Origin of the sequence: Micromonospora sp. NPDC000668, from assembly GCF_042897975.1 — a bacterium.
Lineage (GTDB): Bacteria > Actinomycetota > Actinomycetes > Mycobacteriales > Micromonosporaceae > Micromonospora.
Window position 1 is genome coordinate 1 of sequence record NZ_JBIAYP010000009.1, and the last position, 25333, is coordinate 25333.

Below are 25333 nucleotides of genomic sequence, written 5' to 3' on the forward strand. Positions count from 1 at the left end.
GGGGTGCGGGTGGTGGCCCCCCGGGGGCGGGGGGGGGGCCCCCCGGGTGGGGGGCGCCCCCCCCCCAAACCCCCCCCCCCCCCCCCCCCGGGGCCGCCCCCCCCGGGGGGGCGCCCGGCCCGGTCATTTGCCAGGTCGCCGGAGGTGGTCCGGCGGGTCGGCTAGGCGCGCCGCACCGCGTAACGGGTGCACACCCAGTCCTCGGTGTACGGCAGATCGGGCCGCTGCCCGACGATGTCCCCGCCGTTTGCGGCCACCAGCCGGACCATGTCGGCGTGCGGCACGGCCGTCATGCTCATCGGCGCCGGATAGTTGAGCAGCCGGCGCTGTGCCCAGCTGATCAGGCGGAACGGCACGACCTGCCAGATGAGGCCCTTGGCCGTACGCGCCGGCTCGGTCGGCAACCCCACGACCGCGATGCCGCCGGGCCGCAGGACCCGCAGGAACTCGGCCAGGTAGCGGTCGATCACCGGGCGGGGCAGGTGCTGCAACACCAGGGCGCTGTAGACCAGGTCGAAGTGACCGTCGGGAAACTGGCTCAGGTCCGGCGCGTCGTTGAGGACGAACCGGATGTTTCCGGTGCTCCGGTCCAGTCGGCGGGCGGTTTCCAGCATGGACGGAGCGATGTCGACGCCGACCACCTCGTCGGCGTGCGGGGCGAGCCCTTGCGACAGCCGTCCGGCGCCGCAGCCGAAGTCCAGCACCCGCTCCCAGCGGGTGGGCAGGCCGAGTTCGCCCAGCCAGCCAGCCGTCTCCTCGACGTCGGCGCGGCCGGTGGCCAGGAACTCCTCGACGTCCCACCGTCCGCCGCGTTTGCCGGGCTGAACGAGGACGGCCCAGAGCGGATCCTCGGTGCCCAGCTTGGTCCAGTCGCGCCGCACGTCGTTCAGATTCACGCCGAAACCCTAGGGCATCCGGGCGTCCACCGGGATCGACCGGTTCCCGGCTCGCCTGGATGTTCGGGCGGAGCGGGGTGAGCCGAACGGCTCTCCACGACCTGCGTACTTTACATCCGTTACCTAATTGTAATTCATCGATGCTCTGCCACTCTCTGCTGTTGCGGCCCAGTCATATGCCGGCTTTGTCGTCACCCGGGGCTTCTGCCCGTACGGCAAGTTCCACGTTTCGTGACGCCACCCTGATCGTGGGTCGCCCTCGTGTTACCGCCGGGTAATCGAGGGGTTGTGAGCCACGCCGCAACGGGTGCACGATCAGGCTCGATCGTTACCCGCCGGTAACAGATGACGGGCCCGGTGCTGGGGCCGCCAGTTCGGGACCGGCCACCTGAGGAGGAACCCGTGCAGGATCGGTTTGACAATCAGGGTCGTACCCGGTGGCGGCGGTTCGCCGCTATGGCGGTGCCCGCCACCGCCGCCGTCGGCGCCATCCTGTTCGGCATGTCGACCGGAGCCATCGCGTCCGACGTCACCGTGTCCGGGCAGACGTTCAAGATCGGCGCGGAACGCCTCGAGGGCGACGGCTTCAAGCAGTACGGCGGCATCGTCCGGGAGAAGGGCGAGGACGGCAAGGTCCACCCGATGGCCCTCGCCGAGATCAGCAGCGCCGAGCTGTACAGCCTCTGCCAGTCCGTCCGCTCCGACCTGCCCGGCCTGCCGGTGGTGCTCACCATCAACGCCGGTGAGGGCAAGGAGCCCGCCCGGGCCAAGGACCTGCTGATCGCGATGGACTCGCTCGACGGCAACGCGACGTTCACCAACATCAAGATTGGCCGGGACGCGACCGACCTGAACGCGACGGCGCAGAAGGGTTCGTTCGGCCAGAACTCCGACCACGTCACCATCACCAACCTCCAGCAGGTGTCCCGGTACACCACGGCGGCCACCTTCAACCTGGTCGGCCTCCGGTTGAAGGTCAACGTGGGCGACGACGCCAAGGGCAAGGAGTGCTTCTGAGGTGAGTCGTGGGGGGGGGGGGGGGGGGCCCCCCCGGCCCCCCCCCCCCCCCCCCCCACGACCCTGTCCCCGACCCCGCTCCGCCAGGAGGAGTACGTGACAACCGCCAACCCGTCCCACGCCCGGCCCGGCGGTACAGCCCAGGTGTGGCGGACCTTCCGCCGCTGGCAGCGGAGCCGACCGTTCTGGGGCGGCCTCCTCACCGCCCTGGCCGGGGTGGAGATGTTCGCCTCCACCCGGATGACGCTCAACGGCCTGAGCTTCTCCAGTGGAGCTACCGGCCTGCTATCGCTGCTGATCCCGGCAATCCTGGTGACCTGCGGCCTGCTGCTCTGGCTCAGCCCGGCACAGCGGCTGTTCTACTCGATCGTCGCGGCGGTCACCGCGGTCTACTCGCTGATCGGGCTCAACCTCGGCGGCTTCTTCGTCGGCCTGCTGCTCGGCATCGTGGGCAGCGCGCTCGCCTTCGCCTGGACGCCGATCCGACCCGCGCCAACCGCCGCTGAACTGTCCGACGCAGAGCAGGCTGGCGCGGAGCAGGCCGATGAGGATCAGCCCCACGCGGAGCAGCACGGAACCGAGGAGCAGCACGGAACCAAACAGCACCGAACCGAGCTGGCCGGAGCCGAGCAGGCCGGCGTCGAACGGGTCGACACGGAGCGGATCGAATCGGAGCCGTCCGGCGCGGTCGACGAACGTGTGGGTCGCCCGGCGGGCGACGCGACCGACGCGGGCGCACCGCCCGAGTGGCCGGGACGTTCCGCTGATCCGCGGGCGTTCGGAGTCGCCCTGGTGGTGCTCGGCCTCGCCGCGGCCGGACTGGCCACCCAGCCCCGGGCGGTGCAGGCCGCCCCGAACCGGCCCACCGTGACCGCCTGTCCGACCCCGCCCCGGGTCGTCACTCCGACTCCCAGTCCCAGTGCGCCCACCTCGACGCCGACGGCGAGCCCGAGCCCGACGCGGAGCGGCAACGTGATCACAGACATTTTGGACGGGATCGGTGACCTGCTCACCGGTGGCCGCCGCAAGGAGACCGCGACGCCGTCGGCGAGCCCGACCGCCACGCCCTCGGCGCAGCCGACCAGCACTCCGACGCCCCGCCCCGGATCCGCCGCCTGCCCGTCCCCGACCCGGCCGGGCAGTCCGGGCACGGCGGCACCGGGCAAGGCGGAGCCGGGCAAGCCGTTGCCGCGCATCGCCGCCGACCCGACCCTGCCGAAGGTGGCCCAGATGCCGTCCAAGCTCACCGGCTCCAAGGTCACCATGACCGGGCTGCGGTTCGACGGGACCACCGAGCTGCAGACCGAGAAGGGCACCCTCAAGGTGCTGAAGTTCAGCATGCGGGAGGCGGTGACCGATGACTTCCTGCTCCGCGCGGACGGCCCCGACGGGCGCAACCAGCTGTACAGGACCGACCGGCTGACCGTCCGTGGTGACGTGGCCTTCTACTCCACCCGGTTCGTCGGCCGGCTGCTCGGCATCAAGATCACTCTGACCCCGGACCTGCCGTTGCCGGACGGCATCCCGGTCACCCTGCCGATCTCGATCACGTTCACCGAGCCGGTCATGGACCTGGCGTACGTCACCAGCGACACCCTGACCGCCCGGCCGTCGTTGGCACTGACCCTCGGCTGAGCGGCGCACCCGTCACCACGGCTCCGGGTGCCAGCGGACTTGTCGTACCGCAGGCACCCGGAGCCGTCACCGGCTCAGAGCCGGGCCAGCGCCTGGCGCAGCGGGTCGAGGCCCAGCGCACCCAGATCCAACGCCTGCCGGTGGAACTCCCGCAGGTCGAAGTCGGCGCCCTTGCGGGCCTTGGCGTCCTCGCGGGCCTGGAGCCAGATCCGCTCACCGACCTTGTACGACGGGGCCTGCCCCGGCCAACCCAGGTAGCGGTTCAGCTCGAACCGCAGGTTCTCGTCCGGCACCCGGCAGTGCGCCCGCATGAACTCCCAGCCCAGCTCGGGCGTCCACCGCTCGCCGGGGTGGAAGCCGAACGGGTTGTCCTTCGGGATCTCCAGCTCCAGGTGCATGCCGATGTCGACGATCACCCGCGCCGCGCGCATCGCCTGGCCGTCGAGCATGCCCAGCTTGTCGCCCGGGTCCTCCAGGTAGCCCAGCTCGTCCATCAGCCGCTCCGAGTAGAGCGCCCAGCCCTCGCCGTGCCCGGAGACCCAGCAGAGCAGCCGCTGCCAGCGGTTGAGCAGGTCGGCCCGGACCGCGGTCTGCGCCACCTGAAGGTGGTGACCCGGCACGCCCTCGTGGTAGACCGTGGTCACCTCCCGCCAGGTGGAGAAGTCGGTGATGCCCTGGGGCACCGCCCACCACATCCGGCCCGGGCGGGAGAAGTCCTCGCTCGGCCCGGTGTAGTAGATGGCGCCGTCGCTGGTCGGGGCGAGGCAGCACTCGATCCGGCGGACCTGCTCCGGGATGTCGAAGTGGGTGCCGTGCAGCTCGCTGATCGCCTTGTCGGCGAGCGCCTGCATCCAGTCCCGGAATGCCTCCTTGCCCTGGATGGTCCGCGCCGGGTCGGCGTCCAGGGCGCGTACGGCGTCGTCGACGCTGGCACCGGAACCCGCGATGCGCCCGGCGACGACGCGCATCTCCGCCTCCAGGCGGGCCAGCTCCGCGAAGCCCCAGGCGTACGTCTCGTCCAGGTCGATCTTCGCGCCGAGGAAGTACTGCGAGGCGAGTTCGTAGCGCTCCCGGCCGGCGGCCTGCTTGTCCCGCCCGTGCGGGGCCAACTCGCTACGGAGGAACTGGCCGAACTCCGCGGTCGCCGCGGTGGCCGCCGCCGCGCCCCGGCGTAGCTCCGCGCCGAGCGTGCCGTCCACGCCCAGCCGCTCGATCAGCCCGTGGAAGAAGTTGTCCCCGGTTGGGTCGACCCAGATGTCGCACTGCTTTGCCACCTCGATCAGCTGCACCTTCGAGCTGACCTGGCCGGCGGCGACCGCCTCGCGCAGCGTGGTCTTGTAGCCCTCCAACGCGCTGGGGAAGCCGTTGAGTCGGGCCGCGATGTTGGCCTGCTCGTCGGCCGTCGCGGTCGGCATCAGGTCGAACACCATGCGGATGTCGTGCAGCCCGCTGGCGATCACGTTGACCTCGCTGGTCGCCTCGCCGGCGTCGTACCGGGCCAGGTCCAGGCCGAGCCGTTCCTGCATGGCCTCCTTGGCGGTGCGCTCCGCCTCGGTGGCCGGCTCGGTCACGTCGAGCTCGGTGAGCGTCCGGCGGGTCAGGTCCGCGCGCGCCTGGTAGCCCTCGGGTGACAGGTCGTCGAGTTGGTCGTCGTGGCCGGCGATGCCGACATAGGTCGCGCCGGTTGGGCTCAACGGCGCCCACTCGGCCACGTAACGGTTGGCGAGTTCATCAATTCGTCCCACGCTGCGACCCTACGTGACCAACCCGCCCTGGTGTCGATGACGTTTGTCGTGTTCAGCCAGCAGGCGCGGCAGCACAGTGGTGGTCGCCACGGTGTCCGAAAGTCGCGGGACTTTGTCGTACGACTCCGGCAGAGTGTCAGGGGTGACCGCCGATATCACTCCTGACAAGGCGCCGCTGCGCACCTGGCTGCCGGGATTCGTCGCCCTCGCCGCGATCTGGGGTTCCAGCTTCCTGTTCATCAAGGTCGGCGTGGCGGAGCTGCACCCCGTCCAGCTCACCCTCTACCGGGTCGTCGCCGGCGCGCTGACCCTGCTGGTGGTCCTCGCCGTGTTGCGCGACCGGCTGCCCCGCGAGCCCCGGGTCTGGGCACACCTGAGCGTCGTCGCCGCGTTCGGCGTGGCCGTGCCGTTCACCCTCTTCGGCTATGGCGAGCAGCGCGTCGAGTCGATGCTGGCCGGCATCTGGAACGCCACCACGCCGCTGATCGTGCTGCCGCTGGCGGTGCTGGTCTTCCGCACCGAGCGGCTGACCGTGCGCCGCGCGGTCGGGCTCGGGCTGGGTTTCCTCGGCGTGCTCGTGGTGCTCGGGGTCTGGGAGGGGATCGGCGGGGCGCACTTCATCGGGCAGCTGATGTGCTTCGGCGCGGCCGCCTGCTACGGCGTCGCCATCCCGTACCAGAAGCGGTTCGTCGCGGCCAGCGCGCACTCCGGCCTGTCGCTCTCCGCGGCACAGTTGCTGATCGCCGCCTTGCAACTGGCCATCGTCGCCCCGTTCGTGGCGGGCGCGCCGCCCCTGCCCACCGACCTTTCGCCGAAGGTGGTGGCCAGCGTGCTGACTCTCGGTGCGCTCGGCACCGGGCTCGCCTTCGTCATCAACATGCGCAACATCCGGGTGGCCGGTGCGAGCACCGCCTCCACCGTCACCTACCTGATCCCGATCTTCGCGGTGCTGATCGGGGCCGTGGCGCTCGACGAGCGGCTCAACTGGCACCAGCCGGTCGGCGCCCTCATCGTGCTGTTGGGGGTCGCGGTCTCGCAGGGCGTGTTCGGTCGGCGTCGACCCCGGCCGGTGATCGGCGTCGGTGCTCCCGCCGCGCCCGCTGCGGAGCCGGCCAGCCGCTGAGCTTCCGCCGGGTGTGGCTCAGGACCGCTCGCCGGTCCAGGCCACGAGTTGTTCCGCCGACCAGGTGTTGACCACCCGGTCGGCGGGGACGCCGCAGCGGGCGGCCCGCTCGCAGCCGAACCGCTGCCAGTCGAGCTGGCCCGGCGCGTGCGCGTCCGTGTTGATCGCGAACCGGCAGCCGGCCTCCAGCGCACGGCGGATCAGTCGCTTCGGTGGGTCCTGCCGCTCCGGTCGGGAGTTGATCTCGACGGCGGTGTCGTGCTCCGCGCACGCGGCGAAGACCGCGTCCGCGTCGAAGTCGCTCTCCGCCCTGGTCCGAACCCGGTGCGCCCGGTCGCCGGGACCGGTCACCCCGGCGGGGCGGGACGACACCATCCGGCCGGTGCAGTGCCCGAGGATGTCCAGGTGCGGGTTGGCGACCGCGGTCAGCATCCGCCGGGTCATCTTCGCCCGCTCGTCGTTCAGGCCGCTGTGCACCGAGCCGACCACCACGTCCAGCCGGGCCAGCAGCTCCTCGTCCTGGTCCAGGGAGCCGTCGGCGAGGATGTCCACCTCGATCCCGGTCAGGATCCGAAAACCCTCCGGCAGCGCCGCGTTGACCTTCGCCACGTGGTCGAGCTGGCTGCGCAGCCGGTCGGCAGTCAGCCCGCGGGCCACCTTCAGCCGGGGCGAGTGGTCGGTCAGCACCAGGTACTCGTGGCCCATCTCGACCGCGGCCAGCGCCATCTCCTCGATCGGCGAGCCGCCGTCGGACCAGTCCGAGTGGGTGTGACAGTCGCCCCGCAGGGCGGTGCGCAGCGCCGTCGCCTCGGCGTCCAGGTCACTGCCCTCGGTCGCCACCAGTCGGCGTAGGTAGACCGGCTCCTCGCCGGCCACCGACTCCGCCACGCAGCGGGCCGTGACGTCACCGACCCCGGCCAGTTCGGTGAGCGTGCCGTTGCCAGCCCGCTCGGCCACCTCGGCCGCCGGCAGGCCGGCCAGCGCCTTCGCCGCCGACCGGAAGGCCCGCACCCGGTAGGTGGCCTCGTTCGCCCGCTCCAGCAGGAAAGCGATCCGGCGCAGGTCGGCGATGGGGTCCCGGGCCTTCATCCCACCGAACCTAGTCGGTACGGGGTCCGTCAGGGAGCCTTCGGACAGCCGTGTTTGCGCTGCCACGCGGTCACCTCGGCGGCCGGCTCGCGATTGCCACCGCGCCGCCAGGAGTCCAGGTATCGCGCCGGCCACAGGACCCCACGCCGGATCCACCAACCGTCCTTGCCGGTACACGGCGGCGAGATGCCGAAGTGCACGTGGCAGACGTTGTTCGCGTTGCCGGTGCGGCCCACCTTGCCGAGCTGCTGCCCGGCACGGACCCGGACGCCGGCGTCGATGCCGGTGGCCACGACGCTCAGGTGCGAGCCGTAGTAGCGCACCCCGTCGTCGCCGAGCAGGGCGACCGACAGACCCCCGTTGTCCGGACCCTGCGGCCCGCGCTTGTCGTACCGGTCGGTGCGACTCGCCTCCAGCACCGTCCCGTCGGTCACCGCCACGAACGGCTCACCACAGTCGGCGAATAGGTCCGTCGCCGGGTACGCCCCGTGCGTCGGGTGATAGGCGACGTCGTCGGCGCGTACCGGGAAGACGTGCCGCAGCCCGACGCGGGGTGCCGTCGCCGACGGTCCGGCCGAGGACGGCGCCGGGGCGGCCGGGCCGGTCGCCGTTGGCGTCGCCCCCGGCTGGTCGCCGGTGGCCCAGACCGCCGGCGTCGTCGGCGCGCCGCCGTCCGGTGGCACCCCCGGCCGGGTGGTCGCGCAGCCGGCGGCCAGCACCGGGGCGAGCAGCAGCAGGATCGGGTACGCCGGACGCGCGCGGCGGATCGTCGGCGAGGGCATCCGGCCATCCTGGCAGACCGGTACCGTGGGCACGAATAACGCACATGAGGGGAGGGCAGCGACGGTGACCATCGCCCGGCCCGACCCCGACCCGGGTCCCGGCTTCGCCGCACGCCCGGTCTCGCGTACCCCCTCGGGGCTCTTTCCGTCCGGGCCGCCGACCCGCCCCACCTACCGCGAACCGCACCCGGTCACCGGCGGCGGTGTCGCCGCTGGCGGCGGCGCGGCGGCCGGCTGGCTGCTGCTGTTCGGCCTGCTCGGCACCGACGTGGCCAGCTACGCGTGGTGGACGGTGGTGGCCGGCCTGCTGGCCTGGCTGACGGCCCTGGTGCTGGTCCGCTTCGGCGACCGCGGGGTGGCCACCGGGGTGGCCATCGTCACCGCCGGTGGCTGGAGCATCGCCGCCGCCGTGGTGGCGGTCCGCTGGGCGACCGGGGGCGACTGGCCGCTCTGGTGAACCGGTCCGGGCCTGCCCCAGATCGGGTGCCGGTGACTGCGGCGTGTGCCCGGTTGGCTGCGTAGCGAACGCCGTCTTGACGTGGCCGCCGAGACTCGGCACGCTCGGCACTATGGCCTGGACCACCTCGCGGCAGGACCCCGATCGAAGCCGCCGCCGCCTGCAGCTGCTCGCCGAGTTGGCGGGGGCCCGGGCGGTACGCCAGCGCACCCGGCCAAATCGGCTGCGTACCGAGCGTCTGCGCCAACTCATCGCCACCCGCCGTCGGGTAGCCGGCTGATCCGACTTTGTCAGGAATGACCGGCCCTTCGGGGCGTTGACCGGTCGCCTGCCGACCTGACCGGCTAACGTGCACGCGTAACGAGTCGGCGCTGTGCCGAGGGCTATTGGGGGGACCGTGTCGTACTTCGCTGCGGCCGTTGTGCGCGACGACAGTGGCTGGACCGCCGCCGAGGTCAGCCTGCGTGGCGCCACCGACATCGACGAGGTCGCCGACCGGCTGCGCGATGTCGACCAGGAGGCCGACGTGTCGCTGCTCTTCGTCGAGGCGGATGACGCGTACCTGGTGATCCTGCGCCTCGACGAGGGCGAGGACCTGCGGGTGTTCGGGTCGGATTCCGCGTACGCCGAGGAGTCTCAGCTGGGTGCGCTGCTGGTCGGCGACCTGAAGACCTCGGTCACCGGGCTCGACGACGTCGACGAGCCACGCCCGGCGGCCAGTGGCGACGAGGAGAGCGAGCAGCCCGTCGTCGACCCGGAGGCCGACCCGGTGGGCGACGCCGACCTGCTGGCCAACCTGGGCATCTCCGCGCAGAGGCTGCTGACCCTGTGCTCGCACGAGGGGATGATGCCGGCCGACGTCACCGCCGAGATCTGCCTGGTGCTCGGCTGTGTCGACCAGGTCGAGGAGTTGCGTGAGGTCTGATCCCGCCGGATCCGGGTCGGGCGGGACGGTGCCGGTGGGCGGCGCGGAGCCGGCCGACGCCACCGATCCTCTGCTCGAGACGATCCGTCCCGGGCAGCCGACCCCGGGCGCGGTAGGTCGCGCTGGACCGGGCGCCCACGAGGGTTTGGCCGACCCGGGCGAGGTCGGCCGGCGCCAGCGGCACGAGCTGTGGATGCGCCGTGCCCTGGAGGTCGCTGTCACCGGTCCGGCCGTCGACGACGCGGGTGCCGTCGACGTGGACGATGTGCCGGTGGGCGCGGTGCTCTACGGCCCGGACGGGACCGAGTTGGCGATCGGGCGCAACGAGCGGGAGTTGACCGGCGACCCCACCGCGCATGCCGAGGTGCTGGCGCTGCGCCGGGGCGCCGAGCGGGCCGGCCGGTGGCGGCTGGACGACTGCACCCTGGTGGTCACCCTGGAGCCGTGCACCATGTGTGCGGGGGCGCTGGTGCTGGCCCGGGTCTCCACCGTCGTCTTCGGCGCCTGGGAGCCGAAGACCGGCGCGGCCGGTTCGCTCTGGGACGTGCTGCGCGACCGTCGCCTCAACCACCGCCCGGAGGTCTACGGCGGTGTACTGGAGGCCGAGACCGCGGCCGTCCTGCGCGCCTTCTTCCGCTGACCCGCCGGGCAGACTCAGGCCGGGGTGCTGCTCGGCATCCTGGTCACCGCTGGCTACGCCCTCTGGCGGCAGTGGCCGACCGTGGTGCCGGTCTGGGCGATGGCCGGCGGCGTCGGGGGCGACCCTGCTAATCGGCGGTCTGGCCGGCCTGTACCCGGCCGTCCGCGCCGCCCGGCTCGCCCCCACCGAGGCGCTGGGCTGAGTCTCGCCGGCCCGGGCCGGCGGTTCCTTCGGGTGCGTCTGTTGTTGCCACGACGACAGACGCACCCGACGGCGTTGCCGGAGCGGTCACGCGGCGGGGCGGAGCAGGGTGGTGGCCACCGCCCGGGCAGCCTCGGTCCACGGCGTGGGCCGCAGCGTCGCCGGGTCGAGGCGGACGATCGCCCGCCGTCCCTCGGCGTGCACCGTGTCGCCGTCGACAGAGCGGAACTGGTAGGCGTACTCGGCGCTGCTGGTGCCGAAGTGTTCGAGCCAGAAGTGAACCGCCACCGGGCCGGTGGCGGCGATCGGCGTCCGATAGGTGATGGTGAACTCGCGGACCGCGTGGAACAAGTCAGGCGGGGTGGCGCTGCCCCGGTAGGCCAGCCCTCGCTCGGTCCAGTATGGAGTCAGGGCCCGTTCCAGCAGCACCGCGTACCGCGCGTTGTGCAGGATGCCCATCGCGTCGAGGTCGTCGAAGTGCACCGTGACGTGCTCGACGTGCCCGAACTGGACGGTGGGCTGGTCGGCGACGGCGTTGGTCATGAGGGGCCTTCCGTTAACAGGGTCGGTCGGGGGCAGAGCGCCCGCAGGCGGTCCAGCAGGCCGGCGCGGGCGTGCCGGTAGGTGGCGTCCGGGTCGAGCAACCGGGATTTCATCGCGGCTGCCATCCCGAGCGCGTCGATTTCGTACGCCAGCTGCGGGACGTCCAGGTCGGCGGGGAGTTCGCCGGCGTCGACCGCCTGCTGGACGAGGCGTTCGAGGTATGCGGTCCACTGGCTTTGCGTCTCGGCGAGCCGGTCTCGGACCGGGCCGGGGCGGGCGTTGAACTCGAACTGGGTGTTGGCGAAGAAGCAGCCACCGGGCAGCACCCGGGTGGCGTAGAAGTCGAGCCGCGCGTCGTGCAGGGCGCGGAGCCGCCGTACGCCCCGCGGGGCGAGGTGCGCCGGCGCGACGACCCGCTCCTGCCAGAGCGTCACGGCGCGGTCGATTGCCGCGAGCTGTAGCGCCTCCTTCGACCGCCAGTGCGCGAATAGGCCCGACTTGCTCACCCCGAGCGTGTCGGCGAGCTGGGCGAGGCTGAGCCCGTCCAGGCCGGCCTGGGTGGCGAGCGCCACGGCCGCGTCCAGCGCGGCGTTCCGGGTGCGTTCGCCCCGGGCGAGGCGTCCGTCGACGGTCATGCGGACACCGTAACGAACCAGCACGACCGGTCGTATTGTTTTTCGGGTGACCATCGTCACCCCGCCCCAACACCACGCCGCCCCGCCGTCTGGTGGACGGCGGGGCGGCGGCGTACGACGAAGGGTCAGGCGATGATGGTGTCCAGGGCGATCTCGACCATCTGGCTGAAGGTCTGCTCACGCTCCTCGGAGGTGGTCTTCTCGCCGGTCTTGATGTGGTCGCTGACGGTCAGCACGGTCAGCGCGCGGGCCTTGAACCGGGCAGCGATCGTGTAGAGCGCAGCGGACTCCATCTCCACCGCCAGCACGCCGTAGTCGGCGAGGGTGTCGTAGAGATCCGGCCGGTCGGTGTAGAAGGCGTCCGCGGCCAGGATCGGCCCGACGTGCATGGTGATGCCGCGCCGCTCGGCCACCTCGACCGAGGTACGCAGCAGCCCGAAGTCGGCCACCGGCGCGTAGTCGATCAACCCGTCGAAGCGCATCCGGTTCATGTTCGAGTCGGTGGACGACCCGATCGCGGCGACCACGTCGCGCAGCTGGAGGTCGGTGCTGAGGGCACCGCAGGAGCCGACCCGGATCAGCGTCTTCACGCCGTACTCGTTGATCAGTTCGTGGGCGTAGATGGAGGCCGACGGCATGCCCATGCCGGAGCCCTGGACGGAGACCTCGACGCCGTTCCAGCGGCCGGTGAAGCCCAACATGCCCCGGACCGTCGAGTAGCAGGTCGCGCCCTCGAGGTAGGTCTCCGCGATCCACTTGGCCCGCAGCGGGTCACCCGGCATCAGGACCCGCTCGGCGATCTCGCCCGGCTTCGCGCCGATGTGCGTACTCATGGCAAAGATCCTGCCAGGCCGACTCGGGCGATACCGGTTCGGCGTCGGAACCTACGGTCCTGTACCCTCGTCGGCGGTGGCGTGTCCGAGCGGCCTAAGGAGCACGCCTCGAAAGCGTGTGAGGGTTAACGCCCTCCGAGGGTTCAAATCCCTCCGCCACCGCTCCTAAAGTGCGAAAACGCCCGGTCGATCCGCGAGGATCAACCGGGCGTTCCGCATTTGACGGCCGTCCCCGGAGCAGCCCGCTGAAGTGGTGAGGGCGATCGGGATGGGTAGGTCAGCACAGCCTGAATGACGGGCGTTCTGCGTCAGAGCTGCTGCTGGCCGCCGTCGACGAACATCTCGCCGCCGGTCATGTAGCTGCTCTGGTCGGAGGCGAGGAAGAGCGCGGCGTTGGCGATCTCGTCCGGTTGGGCCATCCGGCGCATGGGCACGCCCGAGGCGATGGCCTCCAGCAACCCGGGGGCCTCCTCTGGGCTGGGCGCGAGGCCGGCGACGCCCGGGGTCTCGGTCGGGCCGGGGATCAGGGTGTTGACCCGGATGTTCCGGCCGACCAGCTCGGCGGCCCAGGTGCGGCCGAACGAGCGGATCGCGGCCTTCGACGCGGCGTAGACGCTGAACGCCGGGGTGCCGTTGACCGCGGCCGTCGAGCCGGACAGCACGACCGAGGCGCCCTCGTTGAGCAGGGGCAGTGCCTTCTGCACGGTGAACAGGGTGCCGCGGACGTTGCTGTCGAAGGTGCTTGCGAAGTGCTCGACCGTGATCGAGCCCAGCGGGAGGAACTCCCCGCCGCCGGCGTTCGCGAACACCACGTCCAGCCCCGCGCCCCGGGCCTGGATCGCCTGCATCACCCGGTCCAGGTCGTCGAGGTTGCTCACGTCGCTGGCGACACCGGCAGCGTTGGCGCCGATGCTCGCCACGGCCTCGTCCAGCAGGCCCTGGCGCCGTCCGGTGACGAAGACGTACGCGCCTTCGGCGGCGAAGCGGCGGGCGGCGGCCAGGCCGATGCCGGTGGTGCCCCCGGTGACGAGGGCGGTCTTGCCGTCAAGCTGTCCCACGATTGGTCTCCTACTGTTTGCGGTGCGGTTGTCCTGCCGGCTGTTGTGCCGGCGGGTGGTCAGTGGGTTGCGGGGGTGGAGGCGAAGGTCGGCAGGAGCGTGGCCAGGTCGCGCCACTGCGGCAGGGGCAGCGCCGGCCGATCCGGAACGTCGGGCCGCAGCACGTGGAGAGCGACGTGGTCCGCGCCCGCGTCCAGGTGCTCCCGGATGCGCGTGGCCACCGCGTCCAGGTCGCCCCAGGCGACGAGGGCGTCGATCAGGCGGTCACTGCCGCCGGGGATCAGGTCGTCGTCGGTGAACCCCAGGCGTGCCAGGTTGGCCCGGTACGCCGGAAAGCCGATGAACATCCCGATCCCCGCCCGAGCGGCGGCACGGGCTCGGTCCGGGTCCTCGTCGAGGACGACAGCGAGGTGCGGCGCGACCAGCGGCTGCGCCCCGACGCGTTCGCGCTGCGCCGCGGTGTAGCTCGGCGTCACGAGAAACGGATGCCAACCCGCCGTTCGGTCGGCTGCCAGGTCCGCCATCCTCGGCCCGAGCGCGCCGAGGATGCGCCGGTCGGCGGGAACCGGCCGGGGCGCGGCGTCGAGGGCGTCCAGCCAGCGGCCCATCGACTCCACCGGCCGGCCGTAGTCCTGCCCCGCCCGGGCTGCGGAGTGGGCGTTGCTCACCCCGAAGCCGAGAACCGTCCGAGGCCCGTGCCCGGCGTCCAGCGCGGCCAACCGGTCACCCAGAACCACCGGGTCCTGGCCCCAGATCGCCAGCACACCCAGCGCGACCGTGGTGTGCGGCGCGGCCCCCAGCAGGTGCTCGACGTCGTCGACGGCCCCGCCGCCGTCGAGGCCGGGCACCCACAGGGCCCGGAAGCCCCGCTCGTCGAGCTCGGTCGCCGCGTCCCGGACGGCCGGGTCGGCGGCGCCACGCAGCTCCATGCTCCAGAGCCCGACCGCAGGCAGCGGGGTGTTGAGACGAGTCGCCACACCATCCTCCAATAATTCTGTACCGATCGGTACGCATCTGACGGTAGCAACCGCTGACCCGGTCCGCAAATTTCTGTACCGATCGGTTGGGCCACGGGTAGCATGGATGCGGAGGTGGTGGGTGTGCCGCAGCGAGGACGACCACGGGGTTTCGACCCCGATGAGGCGCTGGAGCGCGCGACGGAGGTGTTCTGGCGACAGGGGTACGAGGGCGCGTCGGTGAGCGACCTCACCGCCGCCATGGGCATCAACAAGCCCAGCCTCTACGCCGCCTACGGCAGCAAGGAGGAGTTGTTCCGCAAGGCCGTGGCCCGCTACGCCGAACAGGACATGGAGTACGCGCGCAACGCCCTCGCCCAACCCAGCGCGTACCAGGTCGTCGCCGCCCTGCTGCGCGACAACGTGCTCGCCGTGACCCGCCCCGACCGTCCGGCCGGTTGCCTGTCGATCCAGGGCGGCACCGCCTGCTCCACCGAGAACACACCGGTCGCCGGGTTCCTCGCCGCCAGCCGCCTGGCCGGCGAACGCGCGCTCGCCGACCGGTTCACCCGGGCCGTCGCCGACGGCGACCTACCCGTCCACGCCGACCCGGCCGCACTCGCCCGCTTCGTCATGATCGTCACCGAAGGTCAGTCGGTCCACGCCGCCGCCGGGGTCACCCGAGGCGACCTGCAAAAGGCGGCGCAGATCGCGCTCGCCGGTTTTGCCGCCGCGTCCGGGGCGCGGCTGCCTGAGCACGCCACCGAAGTGGCGTGAGCTGGGCCGCAGGACATCCGTCGCGCGCTACCGTCGCCGTACTCCCGAACTGAGCGCACGGACCGTGCCAGCTACCCCTAAGCTTGCCCGACACATGGATCTTGGTCATCGGGGTGGGGGAGGTGGAAACGTGCGCGTCAAGCAGATCGCACGTCTCATGGTCGCGGCGATCGGCGCCACATTCGTCGTCGTGCCGTCGCTGAGTCCCGGCGTGGCGCACGCGGACAGCGCGGTCGGGCTCGGCATCGAGACGTACGCGCAGATGGTCGTCGACTCGGCGCGCAGCCAGCTGTTCTTCAGCCCCGGGCGCGGGGGGTCGGGCGTGCGGGTGACGGACCTGTCGGGCGGGTCGCAGGCGACGATCCCGGACCTGCCGGACGCCAGCGGCATGGCGCTGAGCCCGGACGGCTCGACGCTGCACGTAGCCCTCATCGAGGCGGGCGCCATCGCCGCGATCGACACCACGACGCGGACCGAGACCCGTCGCTACAACATCGGAGCCAGCACCTGTCCCACCTGGGTGGCACCGGCCGGGGGGAAGCTCTACTTCGGCTACGGATGCACGTTCTCAAAGGGCAAGCTGGGCTCGCTCGACGTGCGCGGCGAGACGCCGGTCCTGGCCTTGGATCTGCCGCTCGGCGACGTCTTCGCCTACCCTCCGTTGCTCCGGAGCAGCCCGGCCAAACCGAATCTCCTGCTCGCGGTGAACCAATCCGGCATCGCGAACTCCTACTCGAGCAGAGCGACCCTGTTCGACGTCTCCTCCGGAACGCCGTCGATCACGGCGGCTCTGCCGTGGGACACCTGCGGGGGCCTCGGGGACGCCGCGCTGACGGTCGACGCGAGCACGGCGATCCTGGCCTGTGGTCTCCTGGAGAACCGGTCGGTGATCGCGACGCATCACGTTGCCTTCTCGACGACGGACTTCTCGCCAGCCGGCGTGTTCCCGTCCGCGTCGTACCCCAACGCCGTGACGACGTCCCCGAATGGTGCCCTCGTCGTCGTTGGTTCCAGCAACGGATCAGATTGGGAGAGGACGTCGAGCATCCACGTCGAGCGGCCCGACGGGACCTTGCTGCAGCGGTACGACTTCCCCCAGGACACCTACCTCGTGCGGCAGGGCCTCGCGGTCAGTGCTGACAGCAGGACTCTCTACGCCGTCACCCGTGAACCGGGCGGGCAGTACCTGACCCTGCGTCTGATGACGGACCTTCTCCTGCCGCGATCCTCGCTCACGCTCTCCGCGCCGTCGACGGTCGGACGCGGGGGGAAGGTCCTAGTCACCGGCAGTCTGGCGTTCACCGATGCCCCCGTGTCGGCGCCATGGCAGCTGCAGGTGGTGCGGCAGGACCAGAACGGCACCCACGTCCTGCCCAACGTCAGCACCACCGAGACCGGGGCGTTCTTCGTCTCCGACATACCGCGGGCGACCGGGGCGAACACCTACACCGTCACCTTCCCCGGCGACGCCGCGCGCCTGGGCTCGAGCCGGTCCGTGACCGTGCAGGTCGTCGCCCGCCCGAGGTTGTGACAACGCGCGCACCTGGCCGGGCGTTCACCGGCTGAGCAGCTCCGCCACCCCGTCGAGCAGCCGTTGGAGGCCGAACTCGAACAGGCTGTCGACATTGAGGTCGACCGGCGACCGGGCGAGCCGGGCCAGGTGCGGGAACTCGCCCGCTGCGAGCAGCCCGGTCAACACGTCGGCCTGGGCCACCATCCACTCGTCGTCGGTGAGGCCGGTGTCCTGCTCCGCCTCGGCCTCCCGCTCCAGGTTCACCGCGGTGCCGCGGACGTGGTTGGCCAGGGCGGCCGCCAGGTGTAGCTGGGTGTGCTGGTCCAGGCCGTGCCCGGCGAGGGCGCGCAGGGCCCATTCGGTGTGCGCGACGGCGTGCGGCGCCATCAGCGGGCGGGTCAGCGAGACGACCTGGGCCAGCCAGGGATGCCGCCGGTACATCGACCACTGGAGCCGGCAGAGCAGCTCCAACTGGTCCCGCCAGCCCGGAGGGAACGTGCGGGGCAGCTGGTGGGTGGCGAAGGCCGCGTCCGCCATCAGCAGCAGAAGCTGCTCCTTGCCGCGGACCTGCCGGTACAGCGACATGGTCGGCACGTCCAACTCGGTCGCGATGCGCCGCATGCTCAGCGCCGGCAACCCCTCGGCGTCGGCGATCTCGGTGGCGGTCCGCACCACCTGGTCGCGGGTCACCCCTCGGGCGGTACCCCGCCGGGTGTCGGCGCGGGCGCCCCGACCGGCCGGCGGCGGCTCCGGGCCGGTCACCACCATGCCCACGCCGGGCAGCGCCCGAACCAGGTTCTCCTGTCGGAGCGCGGTGAGGGCCCGGCTGGCGGTCGCCATGGCGACCCCCCACTCGCGGACGATCTGCCGGGTGGACGGCAGCCGATCGCCGGGGCCCAGCTCGCCCGCCGCGATGCGTCGCCGCAGCTCCCCGACGATGCGCAGATACGGGGGTGTCGACTCGTCGATCTCCGTCACGGTCGCCCTCCCGCCGGTCGAGGTGTGACCGTAGCGCACTAGAGCACCGGTCGCCGTCCCCGATGGTCGCCACGTCGCCACGTCGGTGGTCGTCCATCGTGGTGGCTCGGCGTACTAGAGCTCCCTGGCCGACTGGTTGTCGGGTCGGCATGCTCGCCGCAGCACGGTGCGTACGCCGTACCGGCTTCGACGAATGGGGGAGACCATGACCAGCATCCCGTACCCCGGATCGGGTTCTGTGCGGCGGCGGCCCACCCGCCGGGTCCGGTCCCGGGTGGTCCGGTGGGTCGCCGCGCTGGGTGCCGTGGCGCTGCTCGCTCCGACGGTGGCCGCCGCCCCGGGCGCCTCGGCGGCCACCAGCCGGAGTGCGGCCGTCGTGCGGACCGACCAGGGCGCGGTCCGTGGGACCGTCGCGGCGGACCACCGCTCTTTCCAGGGCATCCCGTACGCCCGCCCGCCGCTGGGCGCGCTGCGCTGGGCTCCGCCGCAACCGGGTCCGGTGTGGACCGGCGTGCGGGACGCGAGCCGCCCGGGTGACGCCTGCGCCCAACTCAAAGGGCTGCCGATGGACGAGTCCTCGGAGTCCGAGGACTGCCTCTACCTCAACGTCACCACGCCCCGCACCTCCGCTCGGACGCCCCGACCGGTACTGGTGTGGCTGCACGGCGGTGACTTCCGGTTCGGCAGGGGGGACGTGTACGGCGGGCAACGCCTGGCGACCGGCGGTGACGTCATCGTCGTCACGGTGAACTACCGGCTCGGTGCGCTCGGCTTCCTGGCGCATCCGGCGTTGGCCGACGCGGGCGGGTCCGTCGGCAACTACGGCCTCCAGGACCAGCAGGCGGCGCTGCGGTGGGTGCGGCGGAACGCGGCGGCCTTCGGCGGCGACCCCGGCAACGTCACCCTGTTCGGCCAGTCCGCCGGCGCGACCAGCGTCTGCGCACAGCTTGCGTCGCCGGCCACCGCCGGCCTGTTCCACAGGGCGATCATGCAGAGCAACTCGTGCGCCAACCCGGTGCGGACCCGGGCCGAGGCCGCCGCGGCGGCCGAGGAGTTCGCGCGTGGGGTCGGCTGCGCCGATCCGGGTACGGTCGCCGCCTGCCTGCGCGGGCGTGACCCTGCCCGGCTGATCGCGGCGGCCGGTTACCCGGGCGCGGGTGTCGACCTCGGCCCGGTCGTCGACGGCCGCACGCTGCCGGTGGACCCGGCCGACGCGCTGGCCACCGGGCGACTGCACCCGGTGCCGGTGTTGACCGGGATGAACCGCAACGAGTCCACGCTCCTGGTGTGGGGGATGGAACGCAGTGGGATGAACTGCCCGGCGCCGCCCGAGCCGGGGCAGCAGCCCGAGTCGTGCCCGCTGACCGACGAGCAGTACCGCGAGCAGGTGCGGGCCGCCTTCGGTGACCGGGCGGAGGACGTGCTGGCCCGCTATCCCCGCGACGACGCGCACGTCGCCAGCGAGACGATGGCGGCCGTGCTCACCGATCACGACTACGCCGAGCCGGTCTACTTCGCCGCGCTGCAGTTCGCCCGTCGGGTGCCGACGTACGCCTACGAGTTCGCCGACGAGGATGCGCCGTTCTTCACCGACGGGCCCGAGTCGACCTTCCCCACCGGGGCGTACCACTGCGCGGAGCTGCCGTACCTGTTCGCCGTCGACTATGCCGAGGCGCTCACGCCCACCCAGCGGCGGCTCTCCGACGAGATGGTCCGGGCCTGGAGTGACTTCGCCCGGGTGGGGCGGGTGGACTGGCCCCGACTGCGCAGCGGATCGCCGTACGTGCGGGTGCTGGCCGGTGGCGGTGGCTCCGGTACGACGGAATTCGCGGCGGACCACTCGTACGACTTCTGGCGGTCGTTGCGCGACTGACGCTGTCGCTGGCCTGGCGGGTTGAGCGGACCGATCCCATCCGGACCGGTCCGCTCATCCGATGCGTGCGTCGTTCCCACCGTCGACAGGGGACATACGCAAGCCCGCACCCCCGGATCCGGTTCAGCACGGGCCCGCTCCCTCGTCGAAGAGGCGGCGGGCCCAGTCGGCGTACCCGGCGATGGTTTTCCGGACGGTGCGCCCGTCGTGCAGGAAGAGGTACGCGCGGTCCCCGCTGCGGGCGAGCAGCCCGTCGAACCGCTGCGTCCCCTGTGGAGCGTGCAGCCGGGTGACCGACGGATAGCGGGACCACACCTGGTCGACCGGTGAGCCCACGGTGATGCCCTCTGGTGTCCGCATCGGGTCGCCGACCCAGAGCAGCACCAGTTTGTCCTCGGCGAAGACCGGGCTGACCGTGTCGTGGCCGGCGAGCATCGGCCCGCAGGCTTCCATGTCGGTACGCAGGATGCCCCGGCGGGTCAGCTCGTCCTCGGTGTCACCGAACTCGATGTTGCGCAGGCCGTTCAGGTCGATGATCTCCACGCTGCCGGCGGGCCGGCCGTCCGGGATCGGCCCGGTTGGCGGCACGCCGCTTCCGGCGATCGAGGCAGCCGTCAGCAGCATGGCAATAAACGCAAATTGTCGCGATTTCATGGAATCCCCCAGTCCCCAACGGGACCGAGACGTTCAGGTTGCTGCCAGTCGACGGATTACTGGTTTTCCCACTGCTCGACCAGCTCATCCCAGTAGTCGGCGCTGAGCCGGCGGCGCCCGTGCGCCAGCCAACCGTCGGTGTTCCGCTCCAGGTGCAACCCCAACTCGGCGAACGGGTCGATCCACGTGCCCGGCTCGACGCCGAGCCGGATCAGCGCCATGTTGATCGGCCACTCCTCGCGCGGCGCGTCGAGCACGTCGTCGAACGATGGACCCCAGGACAGCGCGCCACCCTGCCACACCGCCGCCGACTGGTAGCCGGCGCCGCCACCGAACTCCGCCTCCAGGTACGCGACCGGCCCCGGCTGCGACCAGCGGGCCAGCAGCTCTGCCAGTGCCGGCGACAGGACCAGGTCGAACGGACGCTCGGCACTCCGTTCGTCCACCGCGAAATCCGGCAGCGACCCGGTCAGCTCCACCACCAACTGCGGGGTGACCGGTAGCAGCGCGAAGTCCTGGCGCAGCTCGCCGAGGACCGCGTGATCCAGCTCGGCGGTCTGCTCGCGGAGCAGTTCCGCGTCCGCGACCACCGCGCTGAGCTGGTAACCCATCGAACCCTCCGCCGTCCACAGCCTGTGGATAGAACATGTGTACGACGGATTCCGGCTGGCCCGGCGTCGATCCCCGGACCGTACCCGTTATACGGTCCTGTGCCATGGCTGATCGACTGACCGTCCCCGGTATGCCGTCTCCGCTCGCGCCCTCGTCCGCGGGGCTCTGGCGGGTCGACGAGGCGACCGGCGCCGTGACGGTGTCGGCGCAGCCCCACACGGACCTCTTCATCGACCCGAGTGGCGGCCTTGTCAACGCGGGCGAGAGCACCGCGCCGAGCCCGGAGCCCGTCCTCAACGCGGCGACGCTGCTCGGCGACCTGCCGCCGGAGGGCGACTTCCAGTTCAGCGCCCGGGTCACCGTGGCCTTTGCCTCGACCTTCGACGCCGGGGTGCTCCTGGTCTGGCGTGACGAGCGGTGCTGGGGCAAGTTGTGCTTCGAGTTCTCACCCGAGGGTGAGCCCATGATCGTGTCCGTCATCTGCCGGGGCGTCGCCGACGACGCGAACGCCTTCGTGGTGGCCGACCGGTCGGTGTGGCTGCGGGTCTCGCGAATCGGCCGGGTCTACGCGTACCACGCCTCACTCGACGGCAGGACCTGGCAGTTGATCCGCGTGTTCAGTTTCGATGGCGAGACGTCCCGCGACCGGATCGGCTTCGCGGGCCAGTCACCGACCGGCGACGGGTGCAGCGCGACCTTCGACGAGATCCACTTCCGGCCCGAACGTCTCGCCGATCTCCGCGACGGCTCCTGACACACCCGCCGCTGTCCACAGCCTGTGGATAGAACATGTGTACGACGGATTCCGGCCCGGCCCGGCGATGATCCCCGGACCGCACCCGTCCGAGCGGCGAGGGCACCCGCCGCAGCCACCGCTGGGGCAGAATCTGCCGCTGGTGGGGAGGTGCGATGAGCTGGGGTACGGCAAGGGTGCTGACCGATCGCGACGCCGGCCGCTACCTCGGCGGGGTGCTGGTGTCCGGCTTCGGCACCGCGGCGATGTTGCTGGTGGCCGGCATCTGGGTGAAGGAGCTGAGCGGGTCGAGCAGCCTTGCCGCCCTGGTGACTCTGGGGGTGTGGGCGCCCACCCTGCTCGGGCCGCTGCTCGGGCTGCTCGCCGACCGGTTCCGCCGCCGGCCGCTGCTGATCGTCCTGCACGCGGTGATGGCGGGATTGCTGCCGGTGCTGCTGCTGGTCGACTCGGCCACCCGGGTCTGGTTGATCTTCGCGGTGATGACCGCGTACGGGATCACCTTCGTGCTGACCGACGCGGCCGAGGCCGCGCTGGTGCCGGCGGTGGTGCCCGGGCCGCTGCTCGGCGACTTCAACGGGCTCCGGACCACGATCAACGAGGGAATGAAGCTGCTCGCCCCGCTGGCCGGGGCGGGGCTGTTCGCCGCGTACGGCGCGCACCCCGTGGTGCTGCTGGACGCGGCCACCTTCGTACTGGCCGGGCTCGTCTTCTGGTCGCTGCGGGTCCGGGAGCAGCCGCCCGGGCGTCCCGAGCGCTGGACGAGACAGCTCGCCGACGGGTGGGGGCACCTGCGCCGGCATCGCGCGCTGCGGCACATCGTCGGCTGCGCCGCGTTCACCATGGTGCTGATGGGGCTCAACGGCGCCGTCGCGTACGCCGTGGTGGACGCCGGCCTGGGCCGGCCGCCGGAGTTCAACGGCGTGCTCGCCACCGTGCAGGGCGTCGGGTCGCTCATTGGCGGCCTGGCCGCCGGATCACTGCTGCGCCGCTTCGGTGACCGGCGGGTGGTGGCCGGGGCGGTTGCCGTCTTCGCCGTTGGGCTGGCCCTGCGCGCCACGACCTCGGTCGGGCTGGTGGTCGCCGGTGGGCTGGCGGTCGGGCTCGGCGTGCCGCTGGTGCTGGTCACCGTCTGGACGGCCGTCCAGCGGGAGACGCCGAGCGAGCTGGTCGGCCGGGTGGCGTCCACGGTCAATACGCTGACCTTCGGTCCGTCCACCGTGGCGCTGCTGGCCGGCGCGAGCGTGCTTGAACTCCTCGACCACCGCCTGATCCTGCTGACCGCCGCGGTCGCCGCCGTCCCACTGGCCCTCTGGGCCCTCCGCACCCCACCTGTCCTGCCGACTCGACCGGACGAGCCGGTCTCGGTCAGGACCGCGGAGCGAGCCGGGTGACGAACGCGCGCCAGGCAGCCGGGGTGAAGGTCAGCGCGGGCCCGGTCGGGTCCTTCGAGTCCCGCACGCCGACCATGCCGGGCAGGTTGTCGGCGACCTCGACACATGCGCCGCCGTTGCCGCTGCTGCGACTGCTCTTGCGCCACCGGGCGCCGTTCAGCTCCATGTCTCCGCCACTTCCGTGATTAGGTCGACCGACTGCCAGTGGGACAACGCCTCGCCGCGCACGTTCTCCCACGCTGCCATCATGGCCGCGATGTCCTCCGGGTCGCTAGCGACTTGTCCCTGGAGTTGGTTGTCCAGGTAGCCAGCGACCCGGTGATCGTGGCTGTGAGCGATCACGAACGGTCCATTGAGGCCGGCATAGGCGCCGACGGTGGCGGGCACGATGTGCACCCGGATGTGCGGCTCGGCGCAGGCCGCGACCACGGCCCGCAGTTGCTCCCGCATGATCGATCGACTACCGACCGGCCGGTGGAGGATGGCCTCGTCGATGACCGCCGTGAACTGCGGTGGGTCGTCCCGCTTGAGTACGCCCTGCCGGGTGAGTCGGACCGTGAGGTGCCGGTCGATGTCGCTTCGGGGGATCAGGCCCGCGCCGCTGAGCACCGCGTGGGCGTACGCCTCGGTCTGGAGCAGTCCCGGCAGGACGGTCGATTCGAACCAGCGCAGTGACACCGCCTCGCGCTCGATTTCCTGCCAGGGACGGAACCAAATCGGGTCCCGACGTCTTGAAGTGTCCGGCCAGATGTCCGACACGTCCTTATGGAGGGCTTCCGCTGCCGCGAACCGGTGCCGAGGATGCGGGATGCGGCCCTCGCTCAGCCAGCGCGCCACGGTCTTCGGGTCGACGCCGACGGTCTCGGCGAGGGATTCGGTGGTGTGCCCGGTGTCGCTGAGCGCCACCCGAAGCGCGTCGTTCACGGCCCCTCCATCGGATGTCTCGAATATCTGCCGACCATATCGCTACGCGGTGTATCTGTCTGGTGACGCGCGCGAGGGTGATCCGCAGAAGACGGCGCGGCCGGTGGAGGCGAAAGAGTCCGGCGGTCGGCGTCAGTCAGGGGGCCGCCCGGGCGCGGAGGCCGGGTGGCCCCCTTCCACCGCGAAGGAGGCCCGGCCAATGCCCCGCCGCCACCGGGATCATCTACCGACCCGTCCCACCTGGCGCTGCGCGGCGTGCGGCATCGCCTGGCCCTGCTCGGCCGCCAAGTTGCGGCTGCTCGCCGAGTACCGGCGGGACCGGGTGGCGTTGCTGGTCTACCTGGCGACGCTCCAGACGGAGGCCGGCGAACAGCTCGCCGGCCTCGACCCGGCCCGGCTGACCGACCGCTTCATCTCCTGGGCTCGGGCTCGCGGGTGACGGGTGGTCAGGGGCGCCAGATGACGACGTCGATCCCTCGCCTCCGCTCCGCGAAGCGACCATCTTGCGCCGCTTCGGACAGGAGGTGACGCAGGTCCGCCTCGAAGGCGGGGAGCCGATCGGCGAACAGGTGTGGTGCCGAGCTGGACAGCGAGAACACCGCGGAGGCGACTTCGTCGACACCGCGTTCCACGACCATCCCTTGGTCGACCGTGATGCGGGTGGGGCCGGTGAAGCCGGCCTGCCGCATGATCTCCTCCTCCCCGCCGGGGGTGCCGGAGGGCAGCCACCCCTGTCCGGCCCGGCGGACCGGTCCCAGGTAGCTGGCGACCAGGTCGTCGATCTGCTGCCACGGAGGCCGGGGGTACGGCAGCAGGTCGTCCCCGGTCACGCCCTGGTGCGTGTTGGCGCCGACGTGGACCCAGGCCCCGCCCGGCGCGAGCATGTCGCGGACGCGACGGGTCACGAGGGGCCGATCCATCCAGTGGAAGGACTGGGCGAACGTGGCCACCCGGAACGTGCCCAGGTCGGCTGGCAGAGCCTCGGCGCGTAGGTGCCGCCACTCGACGTTGGTGACCCCGACCTCGCTGGCCCTGCGCCGCGCCTCGTTGATCATGCCCTGGTCGGCGTCGACTCCCACTGCTGCCTCGACCAGGGGCGCGAACAGGAGCGTCACCGATCCGGGTCCGCAGCCGACATCCAGGAGTCGGCCGGTGCCGTCGAGTCCGAGTTCCTTGCCGACGGCCTCGGCGAGGCTGGGCGGGTAGGGCATGCGCCCGACGCTGTAGTGGCTGGCGCTGCCCGCGTACAACGTCTCGTCCCACTCCCACGCCGTGTCAGCCACGACGTCGATGAGACCACAAGATCAACGCCCGGCGGACCG

The 25333-nt window shown here is 71.8% G+C and carries 26 protein-coding genes, 1 tRNA gene and 2 pseudogenes; 14 read left to right on the forward strand and 15 right to left on the reverse strand.

Going from position 1 to position 25333, the window contains the following annotated elements:
* Positions 1-161 precede the first annotated feature (161 nt).
* Entirely contained in the window at positions 162-896 is a 735-nt protein-coding gene (locus ACFY29_RS33420; RefSeq protein WP_386992570.1) for a class I SAM-dependent methyltransferase, read from the reverse strand.
* Positions 897-1298: 402 nt separating this feature from the next.
* Here ACFY29_RS33420 and ACFY29_RS33425 point away from each other — a divergent pair, with 402 nt between their 5' ends.
* Positions 1299-1913: a DUF6230 family protein gene (locus ACFY29_RS33425; RefSeq protein ID WP_386992572.1), complete on the forward strand. Its 615-nt coding sequence runs from the start codon at positions 1299-1301 to the stop codon at positions 1911-1913.
* Between the two features lie 96 nt (positions 1914-2009).
* Entirely contained in the window at positions 2010-3548 is a 1539-nt protein-coding gene (locus tag ACFY29_RS33430) for a DUF6114 domain-containing protein (protein ID WP_386992574.1), read from the forward strand.
* A 74-nt stretch (positions 3549-3622) separates the two neighbouring features.
* On the opposite strand, the gene ACFY29_RS33435 is transcribed toward ACFY29_RS33430, so the two are convergent.
* Positions 3623-5293 carry a DUF885 domain-containing protein gene (locus ACFY29_RS33435; protein ID WP_355610870.1) on the reverse strand — a complete coding sequence of 557 codons (1671 nt, stop codon included), beginning with the start codon at positions 5291-5293 and terminating at the stop codon, positions 3623-3625.
* 142 nt (positions 5294-5435) lie between these two features.
* Between ACFY29_RS33435 and ACFY29_RS33440 the strand changes: the two are divergent.
* Positions 5436-6552: pseudogene (locus ACFY29_RS33440) on the forward strand (DMT family transporter); the annotation flags it as partial.
* Here ACFY29_RS33440 and ACFY29_RS33445 read toward each other — a convergent pair.
* Together ACFY29_RS33445 and ACFY29_RS33450 are read right to left on the reverse strand one after the other, a co-directional pair.
* Positions 6435-7505, reverse strand: a complete 1071-nt coding sequence (locus tag ACFY29_RS33445) for a PHP domain-containing protein (protein WP_386992576.1) — start codon at positions 7503-7505, stop codon at positions 6435-6437. The pseudogene ACFY29_RS33440 and the gene ACFY29_RS33445 sit on opposite strands and share 118 nt — an antisense overlap.
* 29 nt (positions 7506-7534) lie before the next feature.
* On the reverse strand, positions 7535-8359 hold the full coding sequence (locus ACFY29_RS33450) for a peptidoglycan DD-metalloendopeptidase family protein (protein WP_386992578.1): 825 nt from the start codon (positions 8357-8359) through the stop codon (positions 7535-7537).
* Here ACFY29_RS33450 and ACFY29_RS33455 point away from each other — a divergent pair.
* The 4 genes and pseudogenes from ACFY29_RS33455 to ACFY29_RS33470 all read left to right on the forward strand — a co-directional run.
* On the forward strand, positions 8352-8744 hold the full coding sequence (locus ACFY29_RS33455; RefSeq protein WP_386992580.1) for a hypothetical protein: 393 nt from the start codon (positions 8352-8354) through the stop codon (positions 8742-8744). The two genes, ACFY29_RS33450 and ACFY29_RS33455, sit on opposite strands and share 8 nt — an antisense overlap.
* Positions 8745-9141: 397 nt before the next feature.
* Positions 9142-9669 (forward strand): tRNA adenosine deaminase-associated protein, encoded by a 528-nt coding sequence (locus ACFY29_RS33460; protein ID WP_328421422.1) that lies wholly within the window; start codon positions 9142-9144, stop codon positions 9667-9669.
* 193 nt (positions 9670-9862) lie between these two features.
* The gene (locus tag ACFY29_RS33465) at positions 9863-10309 is read left to right on the forward strand and encodes a nucleoside deaminase (RefSeq protein WP_328426144.1); all 447 of its coding nucleotides are present in this window, start codon (positions 9863-9865) and stop codon (positions 10307-10309) included.
* 21 nt (positions 10310-10330) lie between these two features.
* A pseudogene (locus ACFY29_RS33470) lies at positions 10331-10511 on the forward strand (ABC transporter permease); the annotation flags it as partial.
* A gap of 86 nt (positions 10512-10597) precedes the next feature.
* On the opposite strand, the gene ACFY29_RS33475 reads toward ACFY29_RS33470, so the two are convergent.
* The 3 genes from ACFY29_RS33475 to deoD form a co-directional block, all read right to left on the reverse strand.
* The gene (locus ACFY29_RS33475; protein WP_386992583.1) at positions 10598-11053 is read right to left on the reverse strand and encodes an acyl-CoA thioesterase; all 456 of its coding nucleotides are present in this window, start codon (positions 11051-11053) and stop codon (positions 10598-10600) included.
* Positions 11050-11688 (reverse strand): TetR family transcriptional regulator C-terminal domain-containing protein, encoded by a 639-nt coding sequence (locus ACFY29_RS33480; RefSeq protein ID WP_386992585.1) that lies wholly within the window; start codon positions 11686-11688, stop codon positions 11050-11052. Before ACFY29_RS33480 ends, ACFY29_RS33475 begins: the two co-directional genes overlap by 4 nt.
* Positions 11689-11813: 125 nt before the next feature.
* Positions 11814-12521, reverse strand: coding sequence for a purine-nucleoside phosphorylase (deoD, locus tag ACFY29_RS33485; RefSeq protein WP_074315244.1), 708 nt, complete (start codon positions 12519-12521; stop codon positions 11814-11816).
* A gap of 75 nt (positions 12522-12596) precedes the next feature.
* Between deoD and ACFY29_RS33490 the strand changes: the two genes are divergently transcribed.
* Positions 12597-12683: transfer RNA gene (locus ACFY29_RS33490), tRNA-Ser, on the forward strand.
* Between the two features lie 146 nt (positions 12684-12829).
* Here the strand turns inward: ACFY29_RS33490 and ACFY29_RS33495 are convergent.
* Together ACFY29_RS33495 and ACFY29_RS33500 are read right to left on the reverse strand one after the other, a co-directional pair.
* Entirely contained in the window at positions 12830-13579 is a 750-nt protein-coding gene (locus ACFY29_RS33495; protein WP_386992588.1) for an SDR family oxidoreductase, read from the reverse strand.
* A gap of 59 nt (positions 13580-13638) precedes the next feature.
* Positions 13639-14556: a TIGR03620 family F420-dependent LLM class oxidoreductase gene (locus tag ACFY29_RS33500; protein ID WP_386992590.1), complete on the reverse strand. Its 918-nt coding sequence runs from the start codon at positions 14554-14556 to the stop codon at positions 13639-13641.
* Between the two features lie 123 nt (positions 14557-14679).
* Here ACFY29_RS33500 and ACFY29_RS33505 point away from each other — a divergent pair, with 123 nt between their 5' ends.
* Positions 14680-15312, forward strand: a complete 633-nt coding sequence (locus ACFY29_RS33505; protein WP_386992592.1) for a TetR/AcrR family transcriptional regulator — start codon at positions 14680-14682, stop codon at positions 15310-15312.
* A 130-nt stretch (positions 15313-15442) separates the two neighbouring features.
* Positions 15443-16843 carry a YncE family protein gene (locus tag ACFY29_RS33510; RefSeq protein ID WP_386992594.1) on the forward strand — a complete coding sequence of 467 codons (1401 nt, stop codon included), beginning with the start codon at positions 15443-15445 and terminating at the stop codon, positions 16841-16843.
* Between the two features lie 24 nt (positions 16844-16867).
* Here ACFY29_RS33510 and ACFY29_RS33515 read toward each other — a convergent pair whose 3' ends face one another.
* Positions 16868-17803 (reverse strand): TetR/AcrR family transcriptional regulator C-terminal domain-containing protein, encoded by a 936-nt coding sequence (locus ACFY29_RS33515; protein ID WP_386992597.1) that lies wholly within the window; start codon positions 17801-17803, stop codon positions 16868-16870.
* 205 nt (positions 17804-18008) lie between these two features.
* Here ACFY29_RS33515 and ACFY29_RS33520 point away from each other — a divergent pair, with 205 nt between their 5' ends.
* Positions 18009-19676: a carboxylesterase/lipase family protein gene (locus tag ACFY29_RS33520; protein WP_386992600.1), complete on the forward strand. Its 1668-nt coding sequence runs from the start codon at positions 18009-18011 to the stop codon at positions 19674-19676.
* A gap of 123 nt (positions 19677-19799) precedes the next feature.
* On the opposite strand, the gene ACFY29_RS33525 is transcribed toward ACFY29_RS33520, so the two are convergent.
* Both ACFY29_RS33525 and ACFY29_RS33530 read right to left on the reverse strand, forming a co-directional pair.
* Positions 19800-20294: a hypothetical protein gene (locus tag ACFY29_RS33525; RefSeq protein WP_386992769.1), complete on the reverse strand. Its 495-nt coding sequence runs from the start codon at positions 20292-20294 to the stop codon at positions 19800-19802.
* Positions 20295-20386: 92 nt separating this feature from the next.
* The gene (locus ACFY29_RS33530) at positions 20387-20941 is read right to left on the reverse strand and encodes a hypothetical protein (protein WP_386992602.1); all 555 of its coding nucleotides are present in this window, start codon (positions 20939-20941) and stop codon (positions 20387-20389) included.
* A gap of 104 nt (positions 20942-21045) precedes the next feature.
* Between ACFY29_RS33530 and ACFY29_RS33535 the strand changes: the two genes are divergently transcribed.
* Both ACFY29_RS33535 and ACFY29_RS33540 read left to right on the forward strand, forming a co-directional pair.
* Positions 21046-21696 (forward strand): DUF1349 domain-containing protein, encoded by a 651-nt coding sequence (locus ACFY29_RS33535; protein WP_386992604.1) that lies wholly within the window; start codon positions 21046-21048, stop codon positions 21694-21696.
* Positions 21697-21851: 155 nt separating this feature from the next.
* The gene (locus tag ACFY29_RS33540; RefSeq protein ID WP_386992606.1) at positions 21852-23087 is read left to right on the forward strand and encodes an MFS transporter; all 1236 of its coding nucleotides are present in this window, start codon (positions 21852-21854) and stop codon (positions 23085-23087) included.
* Here ACFY29_RS33540 and ACFY29_RS33545 read toward each other — a convergent pair.
* Positions 23062-23253, reverse strand: a complete 192-nt coding sequence (locus tag ACFY29_RS33545) for a DUF397 domain-containing protein (protein ID WP_386992608.1) — start codon at positions 23251-23253, stop codon at positions 23062-23064. The two genes, ACFY29_RS33540 and ACFY29_RS33545, sit on opposite strands and share 26 nt — an antisense overlap.
* Entirely contained in the window at positions 23244-24011 is a 768-nt protein-coding gene (locus ACFY29_RS33550; RefSeq protein WP_386992610.1) for a Scr1 family TA system antitoxin-like transcriptional regulator, read from the reverse strand. Before ACFY29_RS33550 ends, ACFY29_RS33545 begins: the two co-directional genes overlap by 10 nt.
* Positions 24012-24210: 199 nt before the next feature.
* On the opposite strand from ACFY29_RS33550, the gene ACFY29_RS33555 reads away from it, so the two are divergent.
* Positions 24211-24450 carry a flavin reductase gene (locus ACFY29_RS33555; protein ID WP_386992612.1) on the forward strand — a complete coding sequence of 80 codons (240 nt, stop codon included), beginning with the start codon at positions 24211-24213 and terminating at the stop codon, positions 24448-24450.
* A gap of 7 nt (positions 24451-24457) precedes the next feature.
* Here ACFY29_RS33555 and ACFY29_RS33560 read toward each other — a convergent pair whose 3' ends face one another.
* Positions 24458-25294 (reverse strand): class I SAM-dependent methyltransferase, encoded by an 837-nt coding sequence (locus ACFY29_RS33560; protein WP_386992614.1) that lies wholly within the window; start codon positions 25292-25294, stop codon positions 24458-24460.
* Positions 25295-25333: the final 39 nt, after the last annotated feature.